The organism is Photobacterium sp. WH77, assembly GCF_022014395.1.
GTDB lineage: Bacteria > Pseudomonadota > Gammaproteobacteria > Enterobacterales > Vibrionaceae > Photobacterium > Photobacterium arenosum.
In genome coordinates, this window is sequence record NZ_JAKLTE010000002.1 from 113449 (window position 1) to 135941 (window position 22493).

At 50.6% G+C, this 22493-nt stretch carries 20 protein-coding genes; 9 read left to right on the forward strand and 11 right to left on the reverse strand.

The window, feature by feature from the left end; translation table 11 throughout:
* Positions 1-59 precede the first annotated feature (59 nt).
* The 5 genes from oppB (at position 60) to L6J37_RS02970 (ending at position 6226) form a co-directional block, all read left to right on the forward strand.
* Complete coding sequence (oppB, locus tag L6J37_RS02950; protein ID WP_237794083.1) at positions 60-980, forward strand: oligopeptide ABC transporter permease OppB; 921 nt, start codon at positions 60-62, stop codon at positions 978-980.
* A 15-nt stretch (positions 981-995) separates the two neighbouring features.
* Positions 996-1907, forward strand: a complete 912-nt coding sequence (gene oppC / locus L6J37_RS02955) for an oligopeptide ABC transporter permease OppC (RefSeq protein WP_218383288.1) — start codon at positions 996-998, stop codon at positions 1905-1907.
* Positions 1908-1988: 81 nt separating this feature from the next.
* Positions 1989-2954 carry an ABC transporter ATP-binding protein gene (locus tag L6J37_RS02960; protein ID WP_192015159.1) on the forward strand — a complete coding sequence of 322 codons (966 nt, stop codon included), beginning with the start codon at positions 1989-1991 and terminating at the stop codon, positions 2952-2954.
* Positions 2954-3943: a murein tripeptide/oligopeptide ABC transporter ATP binding protein OppF gene (gene oppF / locus L6J37_RS02965; RefSeq protein WP_192015160.1), complete on the forward strand. Its 990-nt coding sequence runs from the start codon at positions 2954-2956 to the stop codon at positions 3941-3943. Before L6J37_RS02960 ends, oppF begins: the two co-directional genes overlap by 1 nt.
* A gap of 168 nt (positions 3944-4111) precedes the next feature.
* A complete protein-coding gene (locus L6J37_RS02970) occupies positions 4112-6226 on the forward strand; it encodes a methyl-accepting chemotaxis protein (RefSeq protein WP_237794084.1) in 2115 nt (704 codons plus the stop codon).
* A gap of 72 nt (positions 6227-6298) precedes the next feature.
* Here the strand turns inward: L6J37_RS02970 and L6J37_RS02975 are convergent, their stop codons facing one another.
* The 5 genes from L6J37_RS02975 to L6J37_RS02995 all read right to left on the reverse strand — a co-directional run bounded on the left by L6J37_RS02975 (position 6299) and on the right by L6J37_RS02995 (position 11640).
* Positions 6299-7432 (reverse strand): ribosomal protein uL16 3-hydroxylase, encoded by a 1134-nt coding sequence (locus tag L6J37_RS02975; protein WP_218382918.1) that lies wholly within the window; start codon positions 7430-7432, stop codon positions 6299-6301.
* Between the two features lie 114 nt (positions 7433-7546).
* The gene (purB, locus tag L6J37_RS02980) at positions 7547-8914 is read right to left on the reverse strand and encodes an adenylosuccinate lyase (RefSeq protein WP_218382921.1); all 1368 of its coding nucleotides are present in this window, start codon (positions 8912-8914) and stop codon (positions 7547-7549) included.
* Positions 8915-8987: 73 nt separating this feature from the next.
* Positions 8988-9605: a high frequency lysogenization protein HflD gene (gene hflD / locus L6J37_RS02985; RefSeq protein WP_218382922.1), complete on the reverse strand. Its 618-nt coding sequence runs from the start codon at positions 9603-9605 to the stop codon at positions 8988-8990.
* An 11-nt stretch (positions 9606-9616) separates the two neighbouring features.
* On the reverse strand, positions 9617-10726 hold the full coding sequence (mnmA, locus tag L6J37_RS02990; protein ID WP_237794085.1) for a tRNA 2-thiouridine(34) synthase MnmA: 1110 nt from the start codon (positions 10724-10726) through the stop codon (positions 9617-9619).
* Positions 10727-10983: 257 nt separating this feature from the next.
* Positions 10984-11640, reverse strand: a complete 657-nt coding sequence (locus L6J37_RS02995) for a pseudouridine synthase (protein WP_368393372.1) — start codon at positions 11638-11640, stop codon at positions 10984-10986.
* A gap of 142 nt (positions 11641-11782) precedes the next feature.
* Between L6J37_RS02995 and icd the strand changes: the two genes are divergently transcribed.
* Positions 11783-13033, forward strand: coding sequence for an NADP-dependent isocitrate dehydrogenase (gene icd, locus L6J37_RS03000; protein WP_218382925.1), 1251 nt, complete (start codon positions 11783-11785; stop codon positions 13031-13033).
* A gap of 383 nt (positions 13034-13416) precedes the next feature.
* On the opposite strand, the gene cspD is transcribed toward icd, so the two are convergent.
* Entirely contained in the window at positions 13417-13641 is a 225-nt protein-coding gene (cspD, locus tag L6J37_RS03005; RefSeq protein ID WP_027252772.1) for a cold shock domain-containing protein CspD, read from the reverse strand.
* A gap of 226 nt (positions 13642-13867) precedes the next feature.
* Here cspD and clpS point away from each other — a divergent pair, with 226 nt between their 5' ends.
* Together clpS and clpA are read left to right on the forward strand one after the other, a co-directional pair.
* Complete coding sequence (gene clpS / locus L6J37_RS03010) at positions 13868-14188, forward strand: ATP-dependent Clp protease adapter ClpS (protein WP_161445786.1); 321 nt, start codon at positions 13868-13870, stop codon at positions 14186-14188.
* Positions 14189-14234: 46 nt separating this feature from the next.
* Positions 14235-16499: an ATP-dependent Clp protease ATP-binding subunit ClpA gene (clpA, locus tag L6J37_RS03015; protein WP_192015168.1), complete on the forward strand. Its 2265-nt coding sequence runs from the start codon at positions 14235-14237 to the stop codon at positions 16497-16499.
* A gap of 135 nt (positions 16500-16634) precedes the next feature.
* On the opposite strand, the gene infA is transcribed toward clpA, so the two are convergent.
* The 3 genes from infA to aat all read right to left on the reverse strand — a co-directional run bounded on the left by infA (position 16635) and on the right by aat (position 18428).
* Entirely contained in the window at positions 16635-16853 is a 219-nt protein-coding gene (infA, locus tag L6J37_RS03020; RefSeq protein WP_027252769.1) for a translation initiation factor IF-1, read from the reverse strand.
* Positions 16854-17027: 174 nt separating this feature from the next.
* Complete coding sequence (locus tag L6J37_RS03025; RefSeq protein ID WP_218382926.1) at positions 17028-17717, reverse strand: arginyltransferase; 690 nt, start codon at positions 17715-17717, stop codon at positions 17028-17030.
* A 9-nt stretch (positions 17718-17726) separates the two neighbouring features.
* Entirely contained in the window at positions 17727-18428 is a 702-nt protein-coding gene (gene aat, locus L6J37_RS03030) for a leucyl/phenylalanyl-tRNA--protein transferase (protein WP_192015170.1), read from the reverse strand.
* Positions 18429-18458: 30 nt separating this feature from the next.
* Here aat and L6J37_RS03035 point away from each other — a divergent pair, with 30 nt between their 5' ends.
* Entirely contained in the window at positions 18459-18923 is a 465-nt protein-coding gene (locus L6J37_RS03035) for a glycine zipper 2TM domain-containing protein (RefSeq protein ID WP_237794087.1), read from the forward strand.
* 83 nt (positions 18924-19006) lie between these two features.
* Here the strand turns inward: L6J37_RS03035 and cydC are convergent, their stop codons facing one another.
* Positions 19007-20728: a heme ABC transporter ATP-binding protein/permease CydC gene (cydC, locus tag L6J37_RS03040; RefSeq protein ID WP_237794088.1), complete on the reverse strand. Its 1722-nt coding sequence runs from the start codon at positions 20726-20728 to the stop codon at positions 19007-19009.
* Positions 20721-22493 (reverse strand): heme ABC transporter permease/ATP-binding protein CydD, encoded by a 1773-nt coding sequence (gene cydD, locus L6J37_RS03045; protein ID WP_237794089.1) that lies wholly within the window; start codon positions 22491-22493, stop codon positions 20721-20723. The genes cydC and cydD overlap by 8 nt, the downstream gene beginning before the upstream one ends.

A 22493-nucleotide genomic window follows, 5' to 3' on the forward strand; every position in this document is an offset into this window, starting at 1 on the left:
TTCCTCCTCAGGAGGAGGAAATGCCGCATTTCTGTCACAGCTATTAGTCGGTAACAATTATGATTAAATTTGTTGCAAAACGGATTTTTGAGGCGATCCCAACGCTGTTGGTTTTGATCACAATCTCATTTTTCCTGATGCGCTTCGCGCCGGGTAATCCGTTCTCAAGTGAGCGTCCACTTCCGCCGGAAGTGATGGCAAATATCGAAGCTAAGTATGGTCTGGATAAGCCTGTTTTCGAACAGTACACCACTTACCTGGGTAATATCCTGCAGGGCGACTTTGGCCCGTCTTTTAAATATAAAGATTTCAGCGTGAATGAGCTGGTTCAGGGTGCCTTGCCTGTTTCTGCAAAAATTGGTTTTTTTGCTTTTGTGTTTGCGCTGGTGATGGGGGTCACTGTCGGTACCCTTGCCGCACTCAAGCAAAATACCTGGCTGGATTACCTGATAATGTCTACGGCCATGGCCGGGGTGGTGATGCCATCCTTTATTCTGGCACCTGTCCTCATTTATATCTTTTCAATTAACATGCAATGGTTACCTGCTGGTGGCTGGCAGGATGGTTCGGTTAAATTCATGCTGCTGCCTATGTTAGGGATGGCGCTGCTGTATGTGGCGACATTTGCCCGAATTACCCGTGGCAGCATGATTGAAACACTGAACAGCAACTTTATCCGTACTGCCCGTGCCAAAGGCCTGAGTTACCCGTATATCATTGTCAAGCATGCGCTCAAGCCAGCGATGTTGCCTGTTGTCTCATATATGGGCCCTGCATTTGTCGGTATTATTACTGGTTCTGTTGTGATTGAAACCATCTTCGGTCTGCCAGGAATTGGTAAGCTTTTCGTGAATGCAGCCTTCAACCGTGATTATTCACTGGTGCTTGGTATTACTATTCTGATCGGTACGCTTACCATTCTGTTCAACGCTATTGTTGATATTGTTCTGGCGTATATCGATCCGAAAATCCGCTACTAAGGAAGCTGACCGATGATGTTAACTAAAAAAGAAAACGTAAACGCGGTAGAGAAGTTTTCAGAGCAGCTGGAAATTGAAGGCCGCAGTCTGTGGCAGGATGCCCGTACCCGATTTACACGTAACAAAGCCGCTATGATCAGCCTGGCTATTCTGTCGTTGATCTGCCTGGCTGTTATTTTCGGGCCTATGTTCAGTCAGTACGCCTTTGATGACACCGATTGGTATGCATTGCATGCCGCGCCAAGTCTTGGTTCGGAAGGTCACTTGTTCGGCACAGACAGTCTGGGGCGTGATTTGTATACGCGTACCCTGATCGGCGGCCGTATCTCATTAATGGTCGGCATTCTCGGTGCTCTGGTTGCTGTTGTTATCGGCACCTTGTACGGCGCAACGTCCGGCTTTCTTGGCGGCCGCACCGACCGTGTCATGATGCGTATTCTGGAAATTCTGTACTCGATTCCGTTTATGTTCTTTGTGATCGTCCTGGTGACCTTCTTTGGTCGTAATATCATGCTGATCTTCGTGGCGATTGGCGCTATTTCCTGGCTGGATATGGCCCGTATCGTACGTGGTCAGACGTTGTCACTGCGCAGCAAAGAGTTTATCGAAGCTGCCCATGTATCTGGTGTCAGCCGCTGGAATATTATTACCCGTCATATTGTGCCTAACGTACTGGGTATTGTTGCTGTGTATTCAACACTGCTGGTACCGCAGATGATTTTGACCGAATCTTTCCTGAGTTTCCTTGGTCTGGGTGTACAGGAGCCAATGACCAGCTGGGGCGCCTTGCTGCAAGAAGGGGCACAAACAATGGAGATTGCCATCTGGCAGCTGTTGTTCCCTGCGATATTTATGGTCCTGACTTTATTCTGCTTTAACTATGTTGGCGATGGCCTGCGCGACGCGCTGGATCCGAAAGACAGATAAAACCAAGGAATATTCATTGCCGCTGTTCAGGTTACCTTGCTGGAACACTGACTGCACGGCGGCAAGATAAGGAAGTGAAATATGAGCTTATTAGATGTCAAAGATCTGCGGGTAGAGTTCACCACGCAAGATGGTATTGTCACCGCAGTGAATGATTTGAATTTTTCTCTTAACCAGGGGGAAACCCTGGGGATAGTGGGTGAGTCGGGTTCAGGCAAAAGCCAGACCGTGTTCTCCATTATGGGTTTGCTTGCCAAGAACGGTAAGATCAGCGGCAGCGCGAAATTTGAAGGCCGTGAAATCCTGAATTTGCCGGAGCGTGAACTCAATAAGATCCGCGCCGAGCAGATCGCGATGATTTTCCAGGACCCGATGACATCGCTGAATCCTTACATGAAAGTCAGCGATCAGCTGATGGAAGTGCTGATGCTGCATAAAGGTCTGGGGCGTGCCGAAGCTTTCGAAGAAAGTGTACGCATGCTTGATGCAGTGAAAATTCCGGAAGCGCGCAAGCGAATTACCATGTACCCGCACGAGTTTTCCGGCGGTATGCGCCAGCGTGTGATGATCGCCATGGCGCTGCTGTGCCGTCCGAAACTGCTGATTGCCGATGAACCAACCACGGCCCTGGACGTTACCGTACAGGCGCAAATCATGGATTTGCTCAACGAGCTGAAAAGCGACTTCAACACCGCCATTATCATGATCACCCATGATCTGGGCGTAGTAGCCGGTAGCTGTGACAAAGTGCTGGTCATGTACGCTGGCCGTACCATGGAATATGGCAAAATCGATGAGATTTTCTATAAACCTGCTCACCCTTACACCGAAGGTCTGCTGAGAGCGATTCCCCGTCTGGATACCGAAGGTGAAGAATTGCCGACGATTCCAGGCAATCCGCCTAACTTACTGCGCCTGCCTGTCGGCTGTCCGTATCAGGAGCGTTGCCACCGTGTCAGCAGCCGCTGTTCACAGGAAGCCCCTTCACTGGAACCTTTTGCTGAGGGGCGTTTACGTGCATGTTTTTCTGATGTGGGGACGTGGTAATGCAAGCAGAAAAGAAAGTTTTACTCGATATTAAAGATCTCAAGGTTCACTTCAACATTGCACCCAAGTCAGCCTGGCCCTGGACCAAACCGCTTAAGCTGAAAGCTGTCGACGGGGTCGGAATTCGTTTGTACGAAGGAGAAACTCTGGGCGTTGTGGGTGAGTCGGGCTGTGGTAAGTCGACCTTTGCCCGTGCAGTCATTGGTCTGGTGCAAGCTACAGAAGGCAATGTTGTCTGGCTGGGGCAGGATCTGACCAAGCTGGAACACAATGCGATGCGTGAAAAACGCAAAGAAATCCAGATGATTTTCCAGGATCCGCTGGCCTCTCTGAACCCGCGTATGACGGTGGGAGATATCATTGCCGAGCCATTGAAAACCTTTTATCCGGAGCTGACGACAGATGAAGTCAAGGCCAGGGTGAAAGAAATGATGAATAAGGTAGGCTTGTTACCTAACGTGATCAACCGTTATCCGCATGAGTTCTCCGGCGGTCAGTGTCAGCGTATCGGTATTGCACGTGCGTTGATCCTGAGGCCAAAACTGATTATCTGTGATGAGCCGGTGTCGGCACTGGACGTGTCTATTCAGGCTCAGGTGGTCAACCTGTTGAAATCACTTCAGAAAGAGATGGGCCTGAGCCTGATATTTATTGCCCACGACCTGTCGGTGGTGAAGCATATCTCGGATCGTGTCATGGTGATGTATCTGGGTAATGCCGTTGAAATCGGTGAGGGAGATGCACTGTTTGACGGACCTAAGCACCCTTATACCAAGGCACTGATGTCGGCTGTTCCTATTCCGGATCCGGAGAAGGAGCGCAATAAGACCATTCAGTTACTGGAAGGTGATTTACCTTCACCCATGAATCCACCCTCGGGCTGCGTGTTCAGAACGCGCTGTCCGCAGGCAACCGACAGCTGTGCGCAGAAAAAGCCTCAATTAGAAGGCGGAGACGTACATGCTGTGGCTTGCCTGAATGTGCACTGATTTAAGCCTGTGACAGGCTTTAAGCGCGGTGTAAAACCCGCGCTTTTTTTGTTACATCTCTGATAAATTGAATAAAAATCAAACTTTTGAGTGTTTTGTTAACAACCTGTTGATGTTGTTATCACTAAAAGTTACATTTTGACTGATTTGACTTACAAGGACGGTTATATGCGGTCACTTTCGGTTCAGTGGAAAATTACCCTGATGGCGGGGTTTGCCTTACTGGCAACCGCTGCGGTACTCACCAGCCTTTCGTTTTACTTCTCGGGACAAAGTCAGCAACTGGTTAGCCAGCAGTCATTCAGTTCGTTGCGAAATCAGTCGCAAGAGCTGGTAAAAGCACAGGCTGAAAGACAGGCGATTTCTGTTCAGCAATTTTTTGATGAAGCGTCACACAGGGCAGAGATGCTGGCTCAGAGTGTGCTGTTTCTGAAATATAACGCGGAAGAAAATTACACCAACAGTGCAGAACTTCGCGGCTCAATTACCGAGTTACTCCGCCGTTCTGTCAATGAATTTGCCAACATTCATGGCGCGTTTGTGGTGTTTGAGCCGGACGCCCTGGATGGTGAAGATGGCAACTACGCCGATGCTGCCTATGTCGGAGCCAATGCGACCGGGCGATTTTCACCCTACTGGTACCGCGGCGACAGTGGCGAAGCTGAGCAACGCATTATCAGTGAAGCGAAAATTGGCGATAAGGCTAGCAATGCCTGGTATACCTGCAGCCTCAATGGCAGGGAATCCTGTGTTCAGGATCCGGTATTCTCAACCGATAATGGCCAGAAGGTGCTGCTGAGCTCTATTACTATCCCGCTGATTGTAAAGGGTAAAGCCGTTGGTGTGATGGGGATTGATGTGAAGCTGGATTCCTTACAGAGTGTCATCAATACCGTAGACGAAAACCTGTTTAACGCCAGCGGTAAGGTTTCTCTGGTCAGTCAGAATGGCACAGTTGTAGCCTGGGATCAGGCCAGTGACAGGGTGGGCAGCACGGTAATGCCAGGCGATGGCCTTCCTGCTACGCTGAATGACTGGCTCAGACAGGGTACGCAAGTGGTGGGCTGGAGTCAGGATCAAAGCTGGCTGACCGCTTACAATCCGGTTGAACTGGGTCAGACAACCTGGGGTGTGGTTATTCAGTTACCGGCTGAAAAAGTGCTGGCGGAAGCAACAGCCTTGGATAATGCGATTCAAAAACAGCGAGATGAATCTTCTGCTATTCAGTTGATGGCCAGCCTGATGATTGCAGCGGCTGGTTTGCTGATGCTGTGGTTTGCTGCCGCTCGTCTGGTTGCCCCGATTCGTCAGATTGCCGAACGATTGAAAGATATTGCCTCAGGAGAAGGGGATTTAACCCAGCGCCTTCATGTTGGCCAGCAAGACGAGCTGGGGGAGCTGGCAACCTGGTTTAACCGCTTCTTGGATAAATTGCAGCACACCATCTCGCAAGTGATCACTGCTGTTGATGAAGTCGGCACCACAGCCAATGAGGCCGCACAGGTAGCGAGCCACACCCGTGACGGCAGCCAGGCGCAGTTTAAAGAAGTCGACATGGTAGCGACGGCGTCTGAAGAGATGTCGCAGACGGCCGAGCAGGTTGTCAGCCATACCGAAACAGCGGTTGGTGCTGCCCGGGATGCAGACTCAGCTGCTGTAGAGGGCCAGAGTGTGATTCATGCCTCAGCAGAATCCATGAACCATCTGGTTTCCCGCATGGAAACGGCTGTCCCTGTCGCCCGTGACCTGGAACGAAACAGCGAAGATATCAATCAGATTCTGCAGGTGATTGCCGGCATTTCAGAACAGACAAACCTGCTGGCCCTGAATGCGGCCATTGAAGCGGCGCGGGCCGGGGAGCAAGGCCGTGGGTTTGCAGTGGTCGCGGACGAGGTGCGTCAGCTCGCCAGCCGGACTCAGGACTCTGTCGGCCAGATCCGCAACGTGATTGAGGTGTTGCAGCAGGGCACCCGTGATGTGGTGAATGCGATTGAAGAAGGCAACCAGCTGGCAGGTGATACCGCCCATCAGGTCAGTGAAGCTGTCGCGAGTCTGGAGCGTATTACCGAAGCGGTCCGTGCGATTCAGTCTATGAATGAGCAAATTATGCATGCCGCGGGTGAGCAGCGTGCGGTCGCCGGAGAAGTGAACCGTAATGTATCGAATATCCGCGAGCTGAGTGAAACCATTCTCGGTCAGGCTGAAAATTCGGCCACTATAGGCCAGCGTTTAACCTCCTTGTCTCATAAACAGCAAGAGTTAGCAGGTCAGTTCAAAGTGTGACAGCGCCGCCGCTGTCAGCGTGACCAAAAAAAGCCCGCAGTGCGGGCTTTTCTACCTTAACGGGAACCTGATTTAGTCGGCCTGATGCCAGTAACCCATGTTAACCCATTGGGTCAGCAGTAAAATTAATGCTGAGTTATTGATGAGCTCACCCACCTCTGCGATAGAGAAACTGTCCTGATTGCAAAGCCAGTCGGCGGCCTGTTCACAACCGGCGGGTAACTGGTAGCGCTCGCCATCAATATAGACAGTGTGAGGGTGCTCCTGATGGTAAAAAGCGCGCAGACCGCCAATCTTAAACAGCGTTTCGCCCTGCATCAGCGCGCCCACGATTTCATTACCCGACCAGGCCGGATCAGCTGCGATCACATCCATATTATGACGGCTCAGGCTTAAGTATTCACCCAGCCACTGATGCATGGTTTCCGGTTTTTCCATCAGGTTGCGCATCATGGCTATCAGATCCTGACATTCGCTGGCTGGCAGTTCGCCGACCTTGTCACGAGCCGGAAGATCTGGGTTGTGATAATGTTCATCGCCCAGTTCATTTTCGATGATGAAATCGGCAAAGCTGCTCAAAAGCTCCTGTTGCTTTGGTGAACGGAACCCCATTGAGTAGCTCATTGCGGTTTCCAGTGCATAACCGTCATGGGGGAATCCGGCAGGAATATACAGAATGTCGCCCGGCTCCAGCACTTCATCTATGATTGGGTCGAACCCGGTGATCTGGCGCAGATTCGGATGACGGAAGCACTCTTCGTAGTTCTCTTTGCGCGGGCCGACACGCCAGCGGCGTTGTCCGGAACCCTGAATAATGAAGACATCATACTGGTCGAAATGAGGGCCGACACCGCCTCCAGGGGTGGAATAGCTGATCATCAGATCATCAAACAGCCAGCCGGGCATTGCCTGAAACGGTTTGACCAGCCTGGCCGCGCCGCTGTGCCAGTGGTTGGCTGCCTGCACCATGAAAGACCAGTGATCATCCGGCAGGTTTTCGAAGCTCAGCGGCCCTTGTTCGACCTGCCAGTCTTCACCCTGATGTGCAATATAACGGGAGTCGACTTCTTCTTCCATCGCCAGTCCGGCCAGTTCATCTGGCGAGATAGGGTCAACGAAATCGGCAAAACCGCCTTTAATCACTGTGGGTTGCTTTTGCCAGTAAGTCGATAAGAACTCGCTGAACGAGAAGGTAAATTGATACATAGTCTTCATCGGTTAGAAATTTAAGGGCGATTATATCAGTGATTGGGGGCAGACCGGCAGAAACTAAAAAGGCCAGCATCCTATGCTGGCCTTGAGACACAATAAATAAGCCGATCAGAGTTGATCAGTCAGTTTAATTGCATCACCAATGTAGTTAGCCGGTGTCATGGCTTTCAGGCGTGTTTTCTCGTGTTCCGGCAAATCCAGACCATCGATGAACTGACGCATACCCTCGCCGTCGACACGCTTGCCGCGGGTCAGCTCTTTCAGCTTCTCATACGGCTTTTCGATACCGTAACGACGCATCACTGTTTGTACCGGTTCGGCCAGCACTTCCCAGTTTTTGTCCAGCTCGGCTTCCAGTGCAGCCTGGTTGACTTCCAGCTTGCTGATCCCTTTCAGGGTAGAAGTGTAAGCAATGATGGCATAACCGCAGCCAACACCCAGGTTACGCAATACCGTAGAGTCGGTCAGGTCACGCTGCCAGCGGGAAATCGGCAGTTTTTGAGCCAGGTGAGCAAAGATAGCATTCGCCAGACCCAGGTTGCCTTCTGAGTTTTCAAAGTCAATCGGGTTGACTTTGTGCGGCATGGTGGAAGAACCGATTTCACCGGCAATGGTCTTCTGCTTGAAGTGGCCCAGGGCGATATAGCCCCAGACATCACGATCAAAATCGATCAGGATAGTGTTGAAGCGTGCAAAGGCGTCGAACAGTTCTGCGATGTAATCGTGTGGTTCAATTTGCGTGGTGTACGGGTTCCAGTCCAGACCCAGAGAGGTGACGAACTCTTCGCTGTACTGGTGCCAGTCGATATCCGGATAAGCAGAAAGGTGGGCATTGTAGTTACCGACAGCGCCGTTGATTTTACCCAGCAGTTCTACCTGTTCAATCTGACGGTACTGACGTTCCATACGGTACGCCACGTTAGCCATTTCTTTACCCATGGTACTTGGTGAAGCCGGCTGGCCGTGTGTACGGGACAACAGAGGCACTTCACGGTACTCCGCTGCCAGTGCTTTAATGGCGTCAATCACGTTACGGACTTCAGGCAGCATGACTTGCTCACGCGCTTCTTTTAGCATTAAAGCGTGCGACAGGTTGTTGATGTCTTCAGACGTACAGGCAAAGTGAATGAATTCATTCACCGCGTGCAGCTCAGGATTATCAGCCACTTTTTCCTTCAGGAAGTACTCTACGGCTTTCACATCGTGGTTGGTCGTGCGCTCAATGGTCTTGATACGCAGTGCATCTTGCTCGCTGAATTCAGCGGCAATACGATCCAGGAAGGCATTGGCTTCAGCGCTGAAGGCCGGAACTTCCGCGATAGCGTCAGTCGCTGCCAGTTTTTGCAGCCAGCGAATTTCAACGATGGTACGGTATTTCAGCAGACCAAATTCACTGAAGATACTGCGCAGTGCGCTGGTTTTGCTACCGTAGCGGCCGTCTACCGGGGAAACAGCAGTCAATGCTGACAGTTCCATGATGTCTCTCTCCTGATTAAAGGGTTATAGCTGAGTTACAGAACGCCCAGCAGGCGTTCTCTGAGAATAGTGTTTAGCTTCGGGCCTGAATGATTTTTGCCTGTTCAAGCATCTGTTTACGGCCAAAAATCAGATGACGGCGCTTACCGCCGACCTGACGCCACAATACGGCACTGCGAACAGCAGCCAGCAACAGGGCACGTACCTTGTGCTGCACTTGTTGCTGTTGCAACTGAGCCGGTGTCCCTGTGACCTGAATGCGCGGGCCAAGCGGGCTGATGATATCCAGATACACACTGGCCATGTTGCTGATCATCTGGTCATCAAGCAGGTCGAAATGATCCAGCTGGCGTTTCACCATATCAATCCGGTCGCCCAACTGCGCCATACTGTCGCGACGACTGGCCAGCTTACGCTCCAACGCCATCACACTGACCAGATAGCGGGTAATTTCACTGCCTGCAGGTGTATTGTCAATTTCATTGATCATGGTGCTGAGGCCTAACCTGAGGTCAGCTTCTTCACCAAAAATTTCAATCACGTTGTTTGGGTTTGTCGAGGTCAGGGTGCGTAAACAGGTGACGAAAGCATCGTTATCACAAGTACCTGTGCGAGCAACAGTCTGTACTAATTTCACTGCCTGACAAATACCTGCAAACGCAATGGTTCTGTCATAAATTGTATAAGCCATGGACTGTCCCTTTAAATCCGCTCTTCAATGATGCCGCCGCCAAGACACACATCACCCTGATAAAACACCGCTGACTGGCCTGGCGTCACTGCGATTTGCGGCTCATCAAAAATGACTTTGATGCTGTTGTCATCAACAGGAATAAGGGTGCAAGGCGTATCCTGCTGGCGATAACGAGTCTTCACCGTGCATTTCACCGGCTCACGCACAGGTTCGCGATCCACCCAGTGCAGCTGAGCGGCGATCAGACCGTTAGATTGCAGGCGCGGATGATCTTTTCCTTGTCCGACAATCAGCAGGTTCTTCTCAATATCTTTATCAACGACATACCAGGGCTCATCTGAGCTGTCTTTCAAACCACCAATCAGCAGGCCTTTGCGCTGGCCCAGGGTGTGATACATCAGTCCCTGATGCTGTCCGATAACTTTACCGTCTTCTGCCGTCACAATATCGCCTGGTTGTGCAGGCAGGTACTTACCCAGAAATTCGGTGAACTTGCGCTCGCCGATAAAACAGATACCGGTAGAGTCTTTTTTCTTGGCGGTGATCAGCCCTTGCTCTTCAGCGATGCGGCGTACTTCCGGTTTTTCCAGTTCACCGACAGGGAACAGACTACGTGCTACCTGATCGTGGCTCAGGGTATAAAGGAAATAGCTCTGGTCTTTGTTGTTATCCAGTCCGCGTAACATCTGTGCTTTTTGACCGGGCTGGGTAGGGAAAGTGCGACGGGTATAGTGTCCCATGGCAATATAATCAGCATCCAGCACTTCATCGGCAAACTCCAGGAATGCCTTAAATTTGATTTCTTTGTTACACAGAATGTCAGGGTTTGGGGTACGGCCAGCTTTATATTCTGCAAGAAAGTATTCGAACACGTTGTCCCAGTACTCAGCAGCAAAGTTGATCGTATGAAGATGAATGCCCAGTTTGTCGCACACAGCCTGTGCGTCCGCGAGATCTTCTGCCGCTGAGCAGTACTCGTCATTGTCATCTTCTTCCCAGTTCTTCATGAACAGGCCTTCTACCTGGTAGCCCTGTTGAAGTAGCAGGTAAGCAGAAACCGAGGAATCGACGCCGCCGGACATGCCGACAATAACTTTTTTCTGGCTGTTATCTGACATTTTTCTCTTCAATCTTGAATAAGTGATAAGGGCGTAATTCTAACAGAAAGCTGCGAACTGAAACAGATCGAGAACCGCTTCACACTTTATTCATCTTTTATCGGCAAATTGGGCTGTCAGCCTGTGCGATCACTCGTTAATCACCACTAACGCAATCGTTTGCTATTTGCCGGCAATGATAGTGTAACTCTCCGCTAATGTGTAGTGTTTTAGCAAAATTAACGCGCCGGTAAATCTCCCCGGCCAGCCTGTCGTTGTCAGAGAGAGACTTCCCGCCATTCACCGGGAGCCAGACCATCGACAGTCCAGTCAGCCATTTGATAGCGGATCAATCTGAGAGTGGGGTGACCTATATGGGCCGTCATACGGCGCACTTGCCGGTTTCGCCCCTCTCTTAAGGTAATACTGAGCCAGGTGGTCGGGATATTTTTACGCTCACGAATTGGCGGATGCCTGTCCCAAACCGCAGGTGTTTCAATGACGGTGACATCGGCCGGCAATGTCATACCGTCTTTTAATGTAACACCTGTACGTAATGCTTTGAGCTGCTCTTCATCTGGAATGCCTTCAACCTGCACCCAGTAAGTTTTGGGCTGCTTGGAGCTGGGCTGTGTCAGGCGCGCTTGCAGGATACCGTCATTGGTCAGCACCAGCAGGCCTTCGCTGTCTTTGTCCAAACGCCCTGCGGCATAGACATCTTTTACCGGGATGTAGTCAGCGAGTGTTTTGTCTCCCGGCTCTCCGCTAAATTGCGTCAACACATTGAAGGGCTTGTTAAAAAGAATGATCTTCTGCGGACCACGGTGACGGCCTGGCTGAGAGGCAATACGTGATTTTCGCGGTTTGGCGCCAGGCTGACGGGACGGGTTACGATCGTCGTTCCGGGTGGTGCGTCGGGTACGTTGAGTTTTCATGGCGATACAAAGTAAAGGGGATAAGTATTTTGTGAGCGCACCATTATAACGTAAAAAACCACCCATGGCGTGCTGGTGAATTTTCAAGTATGATTCCCCCGCATCTTACAAAAAGATAACAAACGGACGCTAGGAGAATTTAATGGATAGTAAAGTAGTTGTACCAGCAGAAGGTCAGAAAATTGCCCTTGATGCCAATGGTAAGCTGGTCGTTCCTAACAACCCGATCATTCCTTTTATTGAAGGTGATGGTATTGGCGTTGATGTAAGCCCTGCAATGATCAAAGTGGTTGATGCGGCAGTTCAGAAAGCATACGGCGGCGACCGTAAAATTTCCTGGATGGAGATCTACACCGGTGAAAAATCGACTCAGATTTACGGTGAAGATGCTTGGCTTCCTCAAGAAACCCTTGATTTTATTCGTGAATACAAAGTTGCAATTAAAGGTCCACTCACTACACCTGTTGGCGGCGGCATTCGTTCTCTGAACGTTGCACTGCGCCAAGAGCTGGATCTGTATATCTGTGCTCGCCCGGTTCGTTATTTTGAAGGCGTACCAAGCCCGCTGAAACAACCTGAACTGACTGATATGGTTATCTACCGTGAAAACTCAGAAGATATCTATGCAGGTATCGAGTTCAAAGCGGGTACAGCCGAAGCAGATAAAGTTATCAAGTTCCTGCAAGACGAGATGGGCGCGACTAAGATCCGCTTCTCTAAAGACTGCGGCATCGGCATCAAGCCAGTATCTGAAGAAGGTACTAAGCGCCTGGTACGTGCAGCAGTACAGTACACCATCGACAATGACCGTGATTCACTGACGCTGGTTCATAAAGGCAACATCATGAAGTTTACTGAAGGTGCCTTTAAAGACTGGGGTTACGAAGTAGCGAAAGAATTCGGTGCTGAGCTGCTGGATGGCGGCCCATGGATGACGCTGAAAAACCCTAACACAGGTAAAGAGATCATCATCAAAGACAGCATTGCAGACGCATTCCTGCAGCAGATCCTGCTGCGTCCGGCTGAGTATGATGTGATTGCGACTATGAACCTGAACGGTGACTACATTTCTGATGCACTGGCTGCTCAGGTAGGTGGTATCGGTATCGCACCTGGTGCCAACATCGGTGATGGTGTTGCACTGTTTGAAGCTACTCATGGTACTGCACCTAAGTATGCTGGTCAGGATAAAGTGAACCCGGGTTCTCTGATTCTGTCTGCTGAAATGATGCTGCGTCACCTGGGTTGGACTGAAGCTGCCGACCTGATCATCAAGTCTATGGAAGCGGCAATCCGCAACAAGACTGTGACTTACGACTTTGAACGTCTGATGGACGGCGCAACACTGCGTAAATGTTCAGAGTTCGCTGGCGATATGATTGAACAAATGTAAGTCAGTTTAATCGCTTTGAAAAAGGCTCGGCTTCGGCTGGGCCTTTTTGTTTTTACTCGATTATTTATCCCATGGCCTGAGAAAAGCATGTCTCTGGCATTGTGTTGTTTCTATGAGATCGGTCATAATTAGCCCACAAGCGCTTGTTCAAAACGATAAGAAAACGCGGGCTGAATAGCCAGTTGTTAACTGAATTGTTAATTACTTGTTTTCTTGTGATTTATTCACTGTTTATTCACTTAATTGTCAATGAAGTGGTGATGAAAAAGCATAACCAGAGATGAAATGCTTGAAGAGTAGGTTGTCAGTAGGGTGGGAGAGGCAATAGCTAAAGGTGAGCAGTCGCCCACCTGGATAAAGTGATGTAAATGTGTCAGCTACGTTTATTTACTGGCGCTTTCAACATCGATGGGGACGATTTCACTGGCGTGATAGCCTTTCGGGCCAGTTTGAACGGTGTAGTTAACTTGTTGACCTGCTTTCAGCGTTCGATATCCTTCCATCTGGATAGTTGAATAGTGTGCAAAGATATCGCCTTCACCGTTTTCAGGACAAATGAAACCGAAGCCTTTTGCGTTGTTGAACCATTTAACTGTACCTGTTGCCATGCTTTTACATCCCTCTTTGCATTCAATTTCCATTTAGCATTTATTTATCAGTACTGTTTTAACATGACTTGAATATAAATGCTATTTTGATGCAGTTAGTATCTACTACAAGGTACACTTTAGTAAAAAGACTTAGACAGTCAAGCAAGACTTGTAACATTTGGATGAAATCTTTTTTGTCCGTCGCAATCTAGCAACCGATTGAACAAATGACTAAGATGAGAATATGAGTAAGTTAAGCGAAAGGATTAGCCCAGAGTCAGACATACTGAATAAGGAGGACACTCAGGTTAAGCCGCCATCGATGTATAAAGTGATTTTAAATAATGATGATTACACACCGATGGATTTTGTGATAGAAGTGTTACAGAAGTTCTTCTCCATGGATTTGGAGAGAGCAACACAGTTGATGCTGGCTGTGCATTATGAGGGGAAGGCAGTGTGCGGCATTTTTACTGCCGAAGTCGCTGAAACCAAAGTGGCTCAAGTCATGATGTATGCAAGAGAGCATGAACATCCGCTACTGTGTACCATGGAAAAAGCCTGACTTTTTCCGGCACGCCAAATCAAGTGGTATTTAGGGGAGGTGCCTTATGCTAAATAAAGAACTTGAAACCAGTCTCAATGGTGCCTTCGCGCGGGCAAGGGAAAAACGCCATGAGTTTATGACGGTTGAGCATCTGCTGTTGGCGCTATTGGAGAATCCTGCTGCTCAGGAAGCCCTGTTAGCGTGCCGTGCTAATTTGGACACCCTTCGAAAAGAACTGGATGCCTTCATTGAACAAACCACGCCATTAATCCCTGCCGATGACGAAAGCAGGGAAACCCAGCCAACACTGAGCTTTCAGCGCGTACTACAACGCGCGGTTTTCCATGTACAGTCATCGGGCCGCAGCGAAGTGACCGGTGCCAATGTGCTGGTGGCTATTTTCAGTGAACAGGAATCGCATGCGGCCTATCTGCTTAAGAAAAGTGATATCAGTCGACTTGATGTGGTCAATTTCATTTCTCATGGCACAGTAAAAGACAGTGACAGTGATGATTTGAATCAGTCAGAGGTCAGTCCTGACGATCCTCGTGCTGAAGGCGGTGAAGACCGTCTGGAAAACTTTGCCACTAATCTCAATCAGCTGGCCCGGGCCGGTGCTATCGATCCATTAATTGGCCGTGAATATGAGCTTGAACGTACCGTTCAGGTGTTGTGCCGTCGTCGTAAAAATAACCCTTTGCTGGTCGGTGAGGCCGGGGTGGGTAAGACGGCTATCGCGGAAGGCCTTGCCTGGCGTATCGTTGAAGGTCAGGTCCCCGACATTATTAAAGATTGTGTTATCTACTCGCTGGATATCGGCTCACTGTTGGCCGGCACTAAGTATCGTGGCGACTTTGAGAAACGCTTCAAAGCGATTTTGAAGCAGCTTGAGAAAGAAGAGAAAGCCGTCCTGTTCATCGATGAAATTCATACCATCATAGGCGCGGGAGCGGCTTCTGGCGGACAGGTTGATGCGGCTAATTTGATCAAGCCTTTGCTGAGCAGCGGTAAAATCCGTTGTATGGGGTCAACCACTTATCAGGAATACAGCAATATTTTTGAGAAAGAGAGAGCGCTGGCTCGTCGATTCCAAAAGATTGATATTGTTGAACCTTCGTTGGACGATACCACGAAAATACTCATGGGGCTGAAAACGAAATACGAAGCCCACCATGAAGTCAGGTACACCAATAAAGCCATTCGGGCGGCAGTTGAGCTTTCTGCTAAGTATATCAATGAGCGCCATTTACCTGATAAGGCAATTGATGTCATTGATGAAGCCGGTGCGCGTTGCCGTCTGGCACCTGTCAGTAAGCGTAAGAAAACCATCAATGTCAGCGACATTGAAGCCATGATCGCGCGTATTGCCCGTATCCCTGAAAAATCGGTTTCCTCAAGCGATAAAGAGGTTCTGCTGAACCTGGACAACAAGCTTAAGATGCTGGTCTTTGGTCAGGATAAGGCGATAGAAGCGCTGACCGAAGTTATCAAACTCAGCCGTGCCGGGTTAGGGGCTGATAATAAACCCGTGGGTTCATTCCTGTTTGCCGGCCCGACAGGGGTAGGTAAAACCGAGGTGACGGTGCAATTGGCGAAAATGCTGGGCATCGAACTGCTGAGGTTTGATATGTCTGAGTACATGGAGCGCCATACTGTCAGCCGTTTGATTGGTGCGCCTCCGGGCTATGTTGGTTTTGATCAGGGTGGTTTGCTGACCGATGCCGTCATTAAGCATCCGCACTCTGTTGTGCTGCTGGATGAAATAGAGAAAGCGCACCCGGACGTCTTTAACCTGTTGCTGCAGGTAATGGATAACGGGACCCTGACTGATAATAACGGACGTAAAGCGGATTTCCGCAACGTGATTTTGGTGATGACGACTAATGCCGGTGTTCAGGAGACGGTACGTAAATCCATTGGGCTTGTTCAGCAGGATCACAGTCATGATGCGATGTCGGAAATCAAGCGGGTCTTTGCACCTGAATTTCGTAACCGTCTGGATAATATCATTTGGTTCAATCACCTGGAAAAAGATGTTATCAATCAGGTTGTTGATAAATTCATTGTTGAGCTGCAGGCCCAGCTGGATGCCCGTGGCGTCTCAATGGAAGTGTCAAATGAAGCACGTGAATGGCTGGCAAATAAAGGCTATGACAAATCTATGGGTGCCCGGCCAATGGCCAGGGTCATTCAGGAAAATCTGAAAAAACCTATGGCGAACGAGTTGCTGTTCGGCTCGCTGGTCAATGGTGGTTCGGTGCGTGTAACCTTAAAAGATGACGGTACACTGGATTTCCGCTTCAGCAGTGAGATGGAACCCGCGCATTAAAACGCCGGCTTCAGCCAGTGACAGCGAACAAAAACGGGACTTGAGAGTCCCGTTTTTTATGCCTTAGCTTATGAAGGCGATAGTATGGTGTGCTTCGCAGCTGGGCCAGTCTGATGTTCACCCGCCCGGCGCAAATTAGCGTGAACGGAAGACGATGCGGCCTTTAGACAGATCGTAAGGAGTCAGCTCAACTGTCACCTTGTCGCCGGTCAGGATACGGATGTAGTTTTTGCGCATTTTGCCAGAAATGTGTGCAGTCACTACGTGACCGTTTTCCAGCTCAACACGGAACATAGTATTAGGTAGTGTATCCAGTACAGTACCTTGCATTTCGATTACGTCTTCTTTTGCCATTGAATCCTCTTAGGCTACCGTGCCTTGCATCTGATTGGGCCGGATAATGCCTTGAAACTGTTTAAGTGTAAAGTTCAGGCCCGCAATTTTACCCTTGCTGCTGCCCTTTGTCAGCTTTTGTTGCAAACTTCGTTCCTTTTAATGAGGCAGAAGCAGGGGGAATAAATAATAATCTTATTGCCATTGGCCCTGAATCAGCTTTTGGTAAGGTCTGAAGCGGGTTTTATAGTTCATCGCAGGGCAGTCATCAATCTGATAACCGGGGTAGAGCCAGCGCCGTCCGGTATCCCGGCAGTACTGGATTTGCTTCAGCACGCAGAGAGTGCCCAGCGATAACGGGTAGTTCGGCTCGAAGAAGGTATAGACTGCGCTCAGTGCCTGGTCAAAAAAATCGGTGACGGCGACAGCCAGTAATTGCTGATCCTGATAGAGGTGCAAAAAACGGGTTTCCATCCAGTTTGCCTGGCAAAACTCAAAAAACTGCTGTCTGCTGGCCGGATACATGGCCCCGTGCGCATGTCTTTCCCGGATATATCGTTCATAGAGAGGGAACCAGTCATCATCAAGCTGGTTCTTGAATTCAGCCCGAAAGCCATTGAGCTGTTTTAACTGCCTTTTCTGGCTTTTGCTGGGAGTGAAGTTAGTGCAGTCAACACGAAGGGGAGTACAGGCATGGCACTGGTCACACATAGGTTTATAAATGGCCTGACCGCTGCGACGATATCCGCAGCCAAGCAGAGCGCCGTAGCCAGAAGCCGTTAACCAGCGATGGTCAACGACTACGCCAAGCTGCTCTTTTTGCTCAGGTAAATAACTGCAACTGATTTCCGGAGTAAAGCCTAAGCGTATAGTGGGAAGACTCATGATAACCTACTACGCAATAACCTGGGGCGAATAACAACCTGATTTAAGTATGGCGCATCTTTGTTGTCCTAAGGTTTGCAAAAATGCGTCACGAGGCACTTCCTGCGCGCCCAGAGAAGCAAGGTGCGAGTTCATAATCTGACAGTCGATAAGACTGCCGTTATGTGCGCTGAAATGCCGGCAGAAGTGCCAGAATGCAATCTTTGAGGCATTGTCGGCGAGCGAAAACATGGATTCACCGCAAAAGACGGTACCGACGCTAATGCCATATAAGCCGCCAACAAGCTGGTCGTCATGCCAGACTTCAACGGAATGGCAGTGGCCCTGGTTATGTAAGTGCTGATAGGCTTTAATCATGGCGGAAGTGATCCAAGTGGCATCAACCCCGCGGCTGTAAGCGCATTTCTCTATGACTTGATGACAGGCATGGTTCAGAGTGACCTGATAGCCTGATTTGCGGTAAAACTTTTTCAGACTCTTACTTGGCTGAAATATCTCTGGCAGGATAATTGCTCTGGGAGACGGGCTCCACCATAACAGGGGCTCACCTTCAGCGTACCAAGGGAAGATGCCTTGCCGATAAGCATGAACAAGTCGCTGGGCACTGAGATCACCACCAAATGCCAACAGGCCATTGGGATCATCAAGCGCTGTGCTCGGATGGGGAAACTGTAAGTCGACTGAGTCGAGCTCAGGCAAATATATAGCCATATAAATACAATGTAGGTGGAGAATATCAGTATGAGAAAGTGGTTATGGTTCGTTTTGCTGTTTTCGTGCGTGTCGCAAGCCGCGCCTTATAATCGCAATCAGGCGCGCCCTGTCAATCAGGTTGTTTTCGGTCAACTGGAAACGGTACGTTATATTACCCAGCAGCAAGTGGTCAACTCCGAACATAACGGTTGGCAGACTTTATTAGGTGCAGTGGTGGGCGGCTTGATCGGTAATCAGTTCGGAGGAGGACATGGCCGTGAGGTCGCGACCACGGTTGGCGCTTTGGCGGGCGCTGGAGTTGCCTATCAAAATCAGCATATTGGTCAGTCAATCCGGCAGTACAAGCTGGTGGAATTACTGATAAAAACCGATGACGGTAAGCTGGTGGATGTGATTCAGGTCATTGATCCGAATATGCTGTTTCAGTCAGGCGATAACGTCCGGATTCTCTATTTCGACGAAGGGGTCAGAGTTGACCGCACTTATCCATAGCCAGAACAAGTGAGTCAGAACAAATGTGAGCCAGGCTGAGAGAAAGGCGCTGGAATCGCTCCAGCGCCTTTTTGTTGCATGAGTTAAACCCGACGCCAAAGTTCAGTGTAGCGCCCGTTCAGGGCCATCAGAGAAGCGTGATTGCCACGTTCTATGATGTTGCCCTGATCCATCAGACAAATCTGATCCATTTGCTCCAGCCCGACCAGACGGTGGGTAATGAAGACCACTGTTTTATCCGGCATGTGCTCGAACAGCAAAGACAGGATCTGTTGTTCAGTCCGGCGGTCCAGCCCTTCGGTTGGTTCATCGAGCAGTAAAATGGGGGCATCATGAAGCAGCGCACGGGCGATGCCCATACGGCGGCGTTCGCCCCCGGAAATTTGCCGGCCCCCGTCACCCAGCCAGGTATTCAGGCCATTACCGTCCAGCAGTTTCTCCAGTCCGACTTTGGTCAGTACGGCTGTCAGCTCGCTGTCGGTTGCATCCGGTTTGGCTAGTTGCAGGTTATCGCGCACTGTGCCGTTAAAGATATCGACACGCTGGCTGACCACGCTGACAGCATCACGCAGTGCCGCTTCCTGCCATTGACAAAGCGGCGTGCCATCCAGTGTGATCTGACCTTGCTGCGGATCCCAGTTACGGGTCAGCAATTGCAGCAGGGTTGATTTACCACAGCCTGTGCGTCCAAGCAGCGCCAGTTTTTCACCGGCTTTGAGCTCAAGAGTGACATGGTTGAGCACGGATTGTTCGCTGCCGAAGTAGCTAAAGCTGACGTCTTGAATTTTAATCTCGCCCCTAACACTGGCTTGATGGCCCTGAGGATCAAACTGTGTGTCGGGCGTGGCATGAATAATTTCATTCAGGCGTCTGGCCGAGGAGAGCGTTTGCCCCAGATACTGGAAAGCCCCGGCAACCGGCATCATCAGCTCAAAGCTGGCCATAGTGGCAAAAGCCGCCAGCGCAATCATAGGATCAGGTGTGCTGCCGCCCACACCGTCAGCCGCTAACCACAGCATGAGTACCAGAGACCATCCGGTGGCCAGCAATAACATCGCATTCGCCATCCCTGTCAGGCTGGCCATGCGGCGCTGTGCCAGCAGCAGCTGACTTTGCTCACTCAGTGTCCGCTCTCTGTACGCGGGCTCTGCGTTAAACAGTAAGAGCTCGGCCTGGCCTTGTAACCAGTCGAGCAGGCGTATTCTGAATCCGGCTTTTGCCATCGTCAGCGTTTCACCGTGCTTCTTGCCCAGTTTATAAAAAACAACCGGCAGAGAAAGCATCAGGGTAAACAGCAGGCAACCGAGTACCAGGCCAAGCGCAGGGTCAAACCAGGCCAGAAAGCCACTGATCGCCAGGATACCAATCACCCCAATCACTAAGGGGCTGATCAGCCGCAGGTAAACGTGGTCCATGGCATCCACATCAGCAACCAGGCGGTTTAGCAAATCGGCGTCGCGCAGATTGGTCTGACGGCCGGGAATCAGCGGAATGAGCTTACGGAAGAAGAAAATGCGCAGATCGGCCAGTAGCTTAAAGGTCGCATTGTGGCTGACAACACGTTCTCCCCACCGGCCAGCGGTACGGGCGATGGAAAAACCACGCACACCTGATGCAGGTAACATGTAGTTGAAGGTTTCACGGGCAATCGTCATACCCGCAACGGCAGAGGCGGCAAGGAACCAGCCAGACAGTGTCAGCAGGCTCATGGCAGCAAGCAGGGTCGCCAGCCCCAGCAACATACCCAGGGTCAGGCCAAACCAATGACGACGGTAGAGTTTAATGTAAGGGATTAAATCACGCATCGAGATCCCTCTTATCTGTGTGGGACAACATGTCGGCTAATAAGCCTTCGCGGCTAATCTGGCTGAAATGGCCTTGCTGAACAATCTGGCCGTTTTCCAGCACCAGCACCTTATCCATACTGGTCAGCTGGTCGAGACGGTGGCTGATCATCAGGGTGGTCTGGCCCTGTGTAGCCTGGTTAAGGCTCTGTTGCACCAGGTGTTCGCTGTTAGCATCCAGGCTGGCGGTGGGTTCATCTAAAAGCCAGAAACTGCCGTTCTGAAGCAGGGCACGGGCGACGGCCAGCCGCTGTGCCTGGCCCACGGACAGACCGGCTGAACGATCACCGACCGGATGATCAAAGCCCCGTTCCAGATGTTGAATAAACTCATTGGCGAAGGCTTTGTCAGCCACTTGCCGGATATGCTCGTTGGTAGCTAATGGATTGCCCAGTGTAATATTATCGCGAATGCTGCCGTGAATAAGCAGCGGATTTTGGCCAACCCAGCTGATAGCCTGGCGCCATTGGGCAGGGTCGATTTCGCGCAGTTCTGCGCCATTCACTTTAATGCTGCCTTCATAGGGCAGAAAACCCAGCAGGGCATTTAACAGGCTGGTTTTACCGGCACCGCTGGGGCCAACCAGAGCCACTTGTTGTTTCGCATCAATCTCAAAACTCAGCGGGCCTGCCAGTACCTGTCCTTGCGGGCTAAGCACTTTGACGTCGCTCAGACTGATGCGGATGGTTTCGGGAGAGGGCAGCGGCTGCTCACCCTGACTCATGTCGTCGGCCTGGGTATTGAGGAAAGTCACTATGGATTCTGCGGCGCCAATGGCTTGCGCTTTGGCGTGGTAATAGGTGCCCAGATCTCTCAGCGGCTGATAGAACTCAGGCGCCAGCAGCAGAATAAAGAAACCGGTGAATAAAGTGATCGGCAGGCCATAATGGCCGAAATCCAGCTCGCCAATGAAGGAAAAACCAAAATAGACCGCGACCAGTGCGATGGAAATGGCCGTGAAGAATTCCAGCACCGCGGATGACAGAAAGGCCATGCGCAGCACTTCCATGGTGCGTTTGCGCAGTGTATCGGCGGCATCGTGCAGGTTTTCTGCTTCAGCGTCTGCGCGGTTGAACAGTCGCAGTGTTGCCAGGCCCTGCAGGCGGTCATAAAAGTGGCCGGACAGGCGTTGCATGGCTGTAAAGTTGCGTCGGCTTGCATCGGCAGCACCCATACCGACCAGCGCCATGAACAAGGGAACTAACGGCGCAGTGATCAGGAAAATCAGGCCGGCCGCCCAGTTAAACGGAAATACCGCCACCAGAATGACAACCGGGATAAGGACAGACAGCGCCATCTGAGGGATATAGCGGGCAAAGAAATCCTGCATTTCTTCAACCTGTTCCAGAATCAGGCTGGCCCAGGAACCGGCAGGACGACCTTTGATAAACGCCGGGCCAAGCTGATGCAGCCGTTGAATGATCAGCTGACGGATATGCAGGCGGATATGCTCTCCGCACCGGTATCCTGCCACTTCACGGCCCCAGCTGCAGGCGGCACGCAGTGCAACCACAGCAATCAGGCCGGCAAAATGCGCGATCAGCTGGTACTTGTCAGTGTGTTCAATGATCAGTTGCTGCAAAATGTAGGCGAGCAGTCCGGCCTGGGCTACCAGGAGCAGACCCGACAGGAATCCCATGCCGACACTCAGCATGAGCCAGGGTTTGGCAAGCTTGCTTTGCGATTTTAACCATTTGGTCAATTCGCGCTGTAATTGTTTATCCAT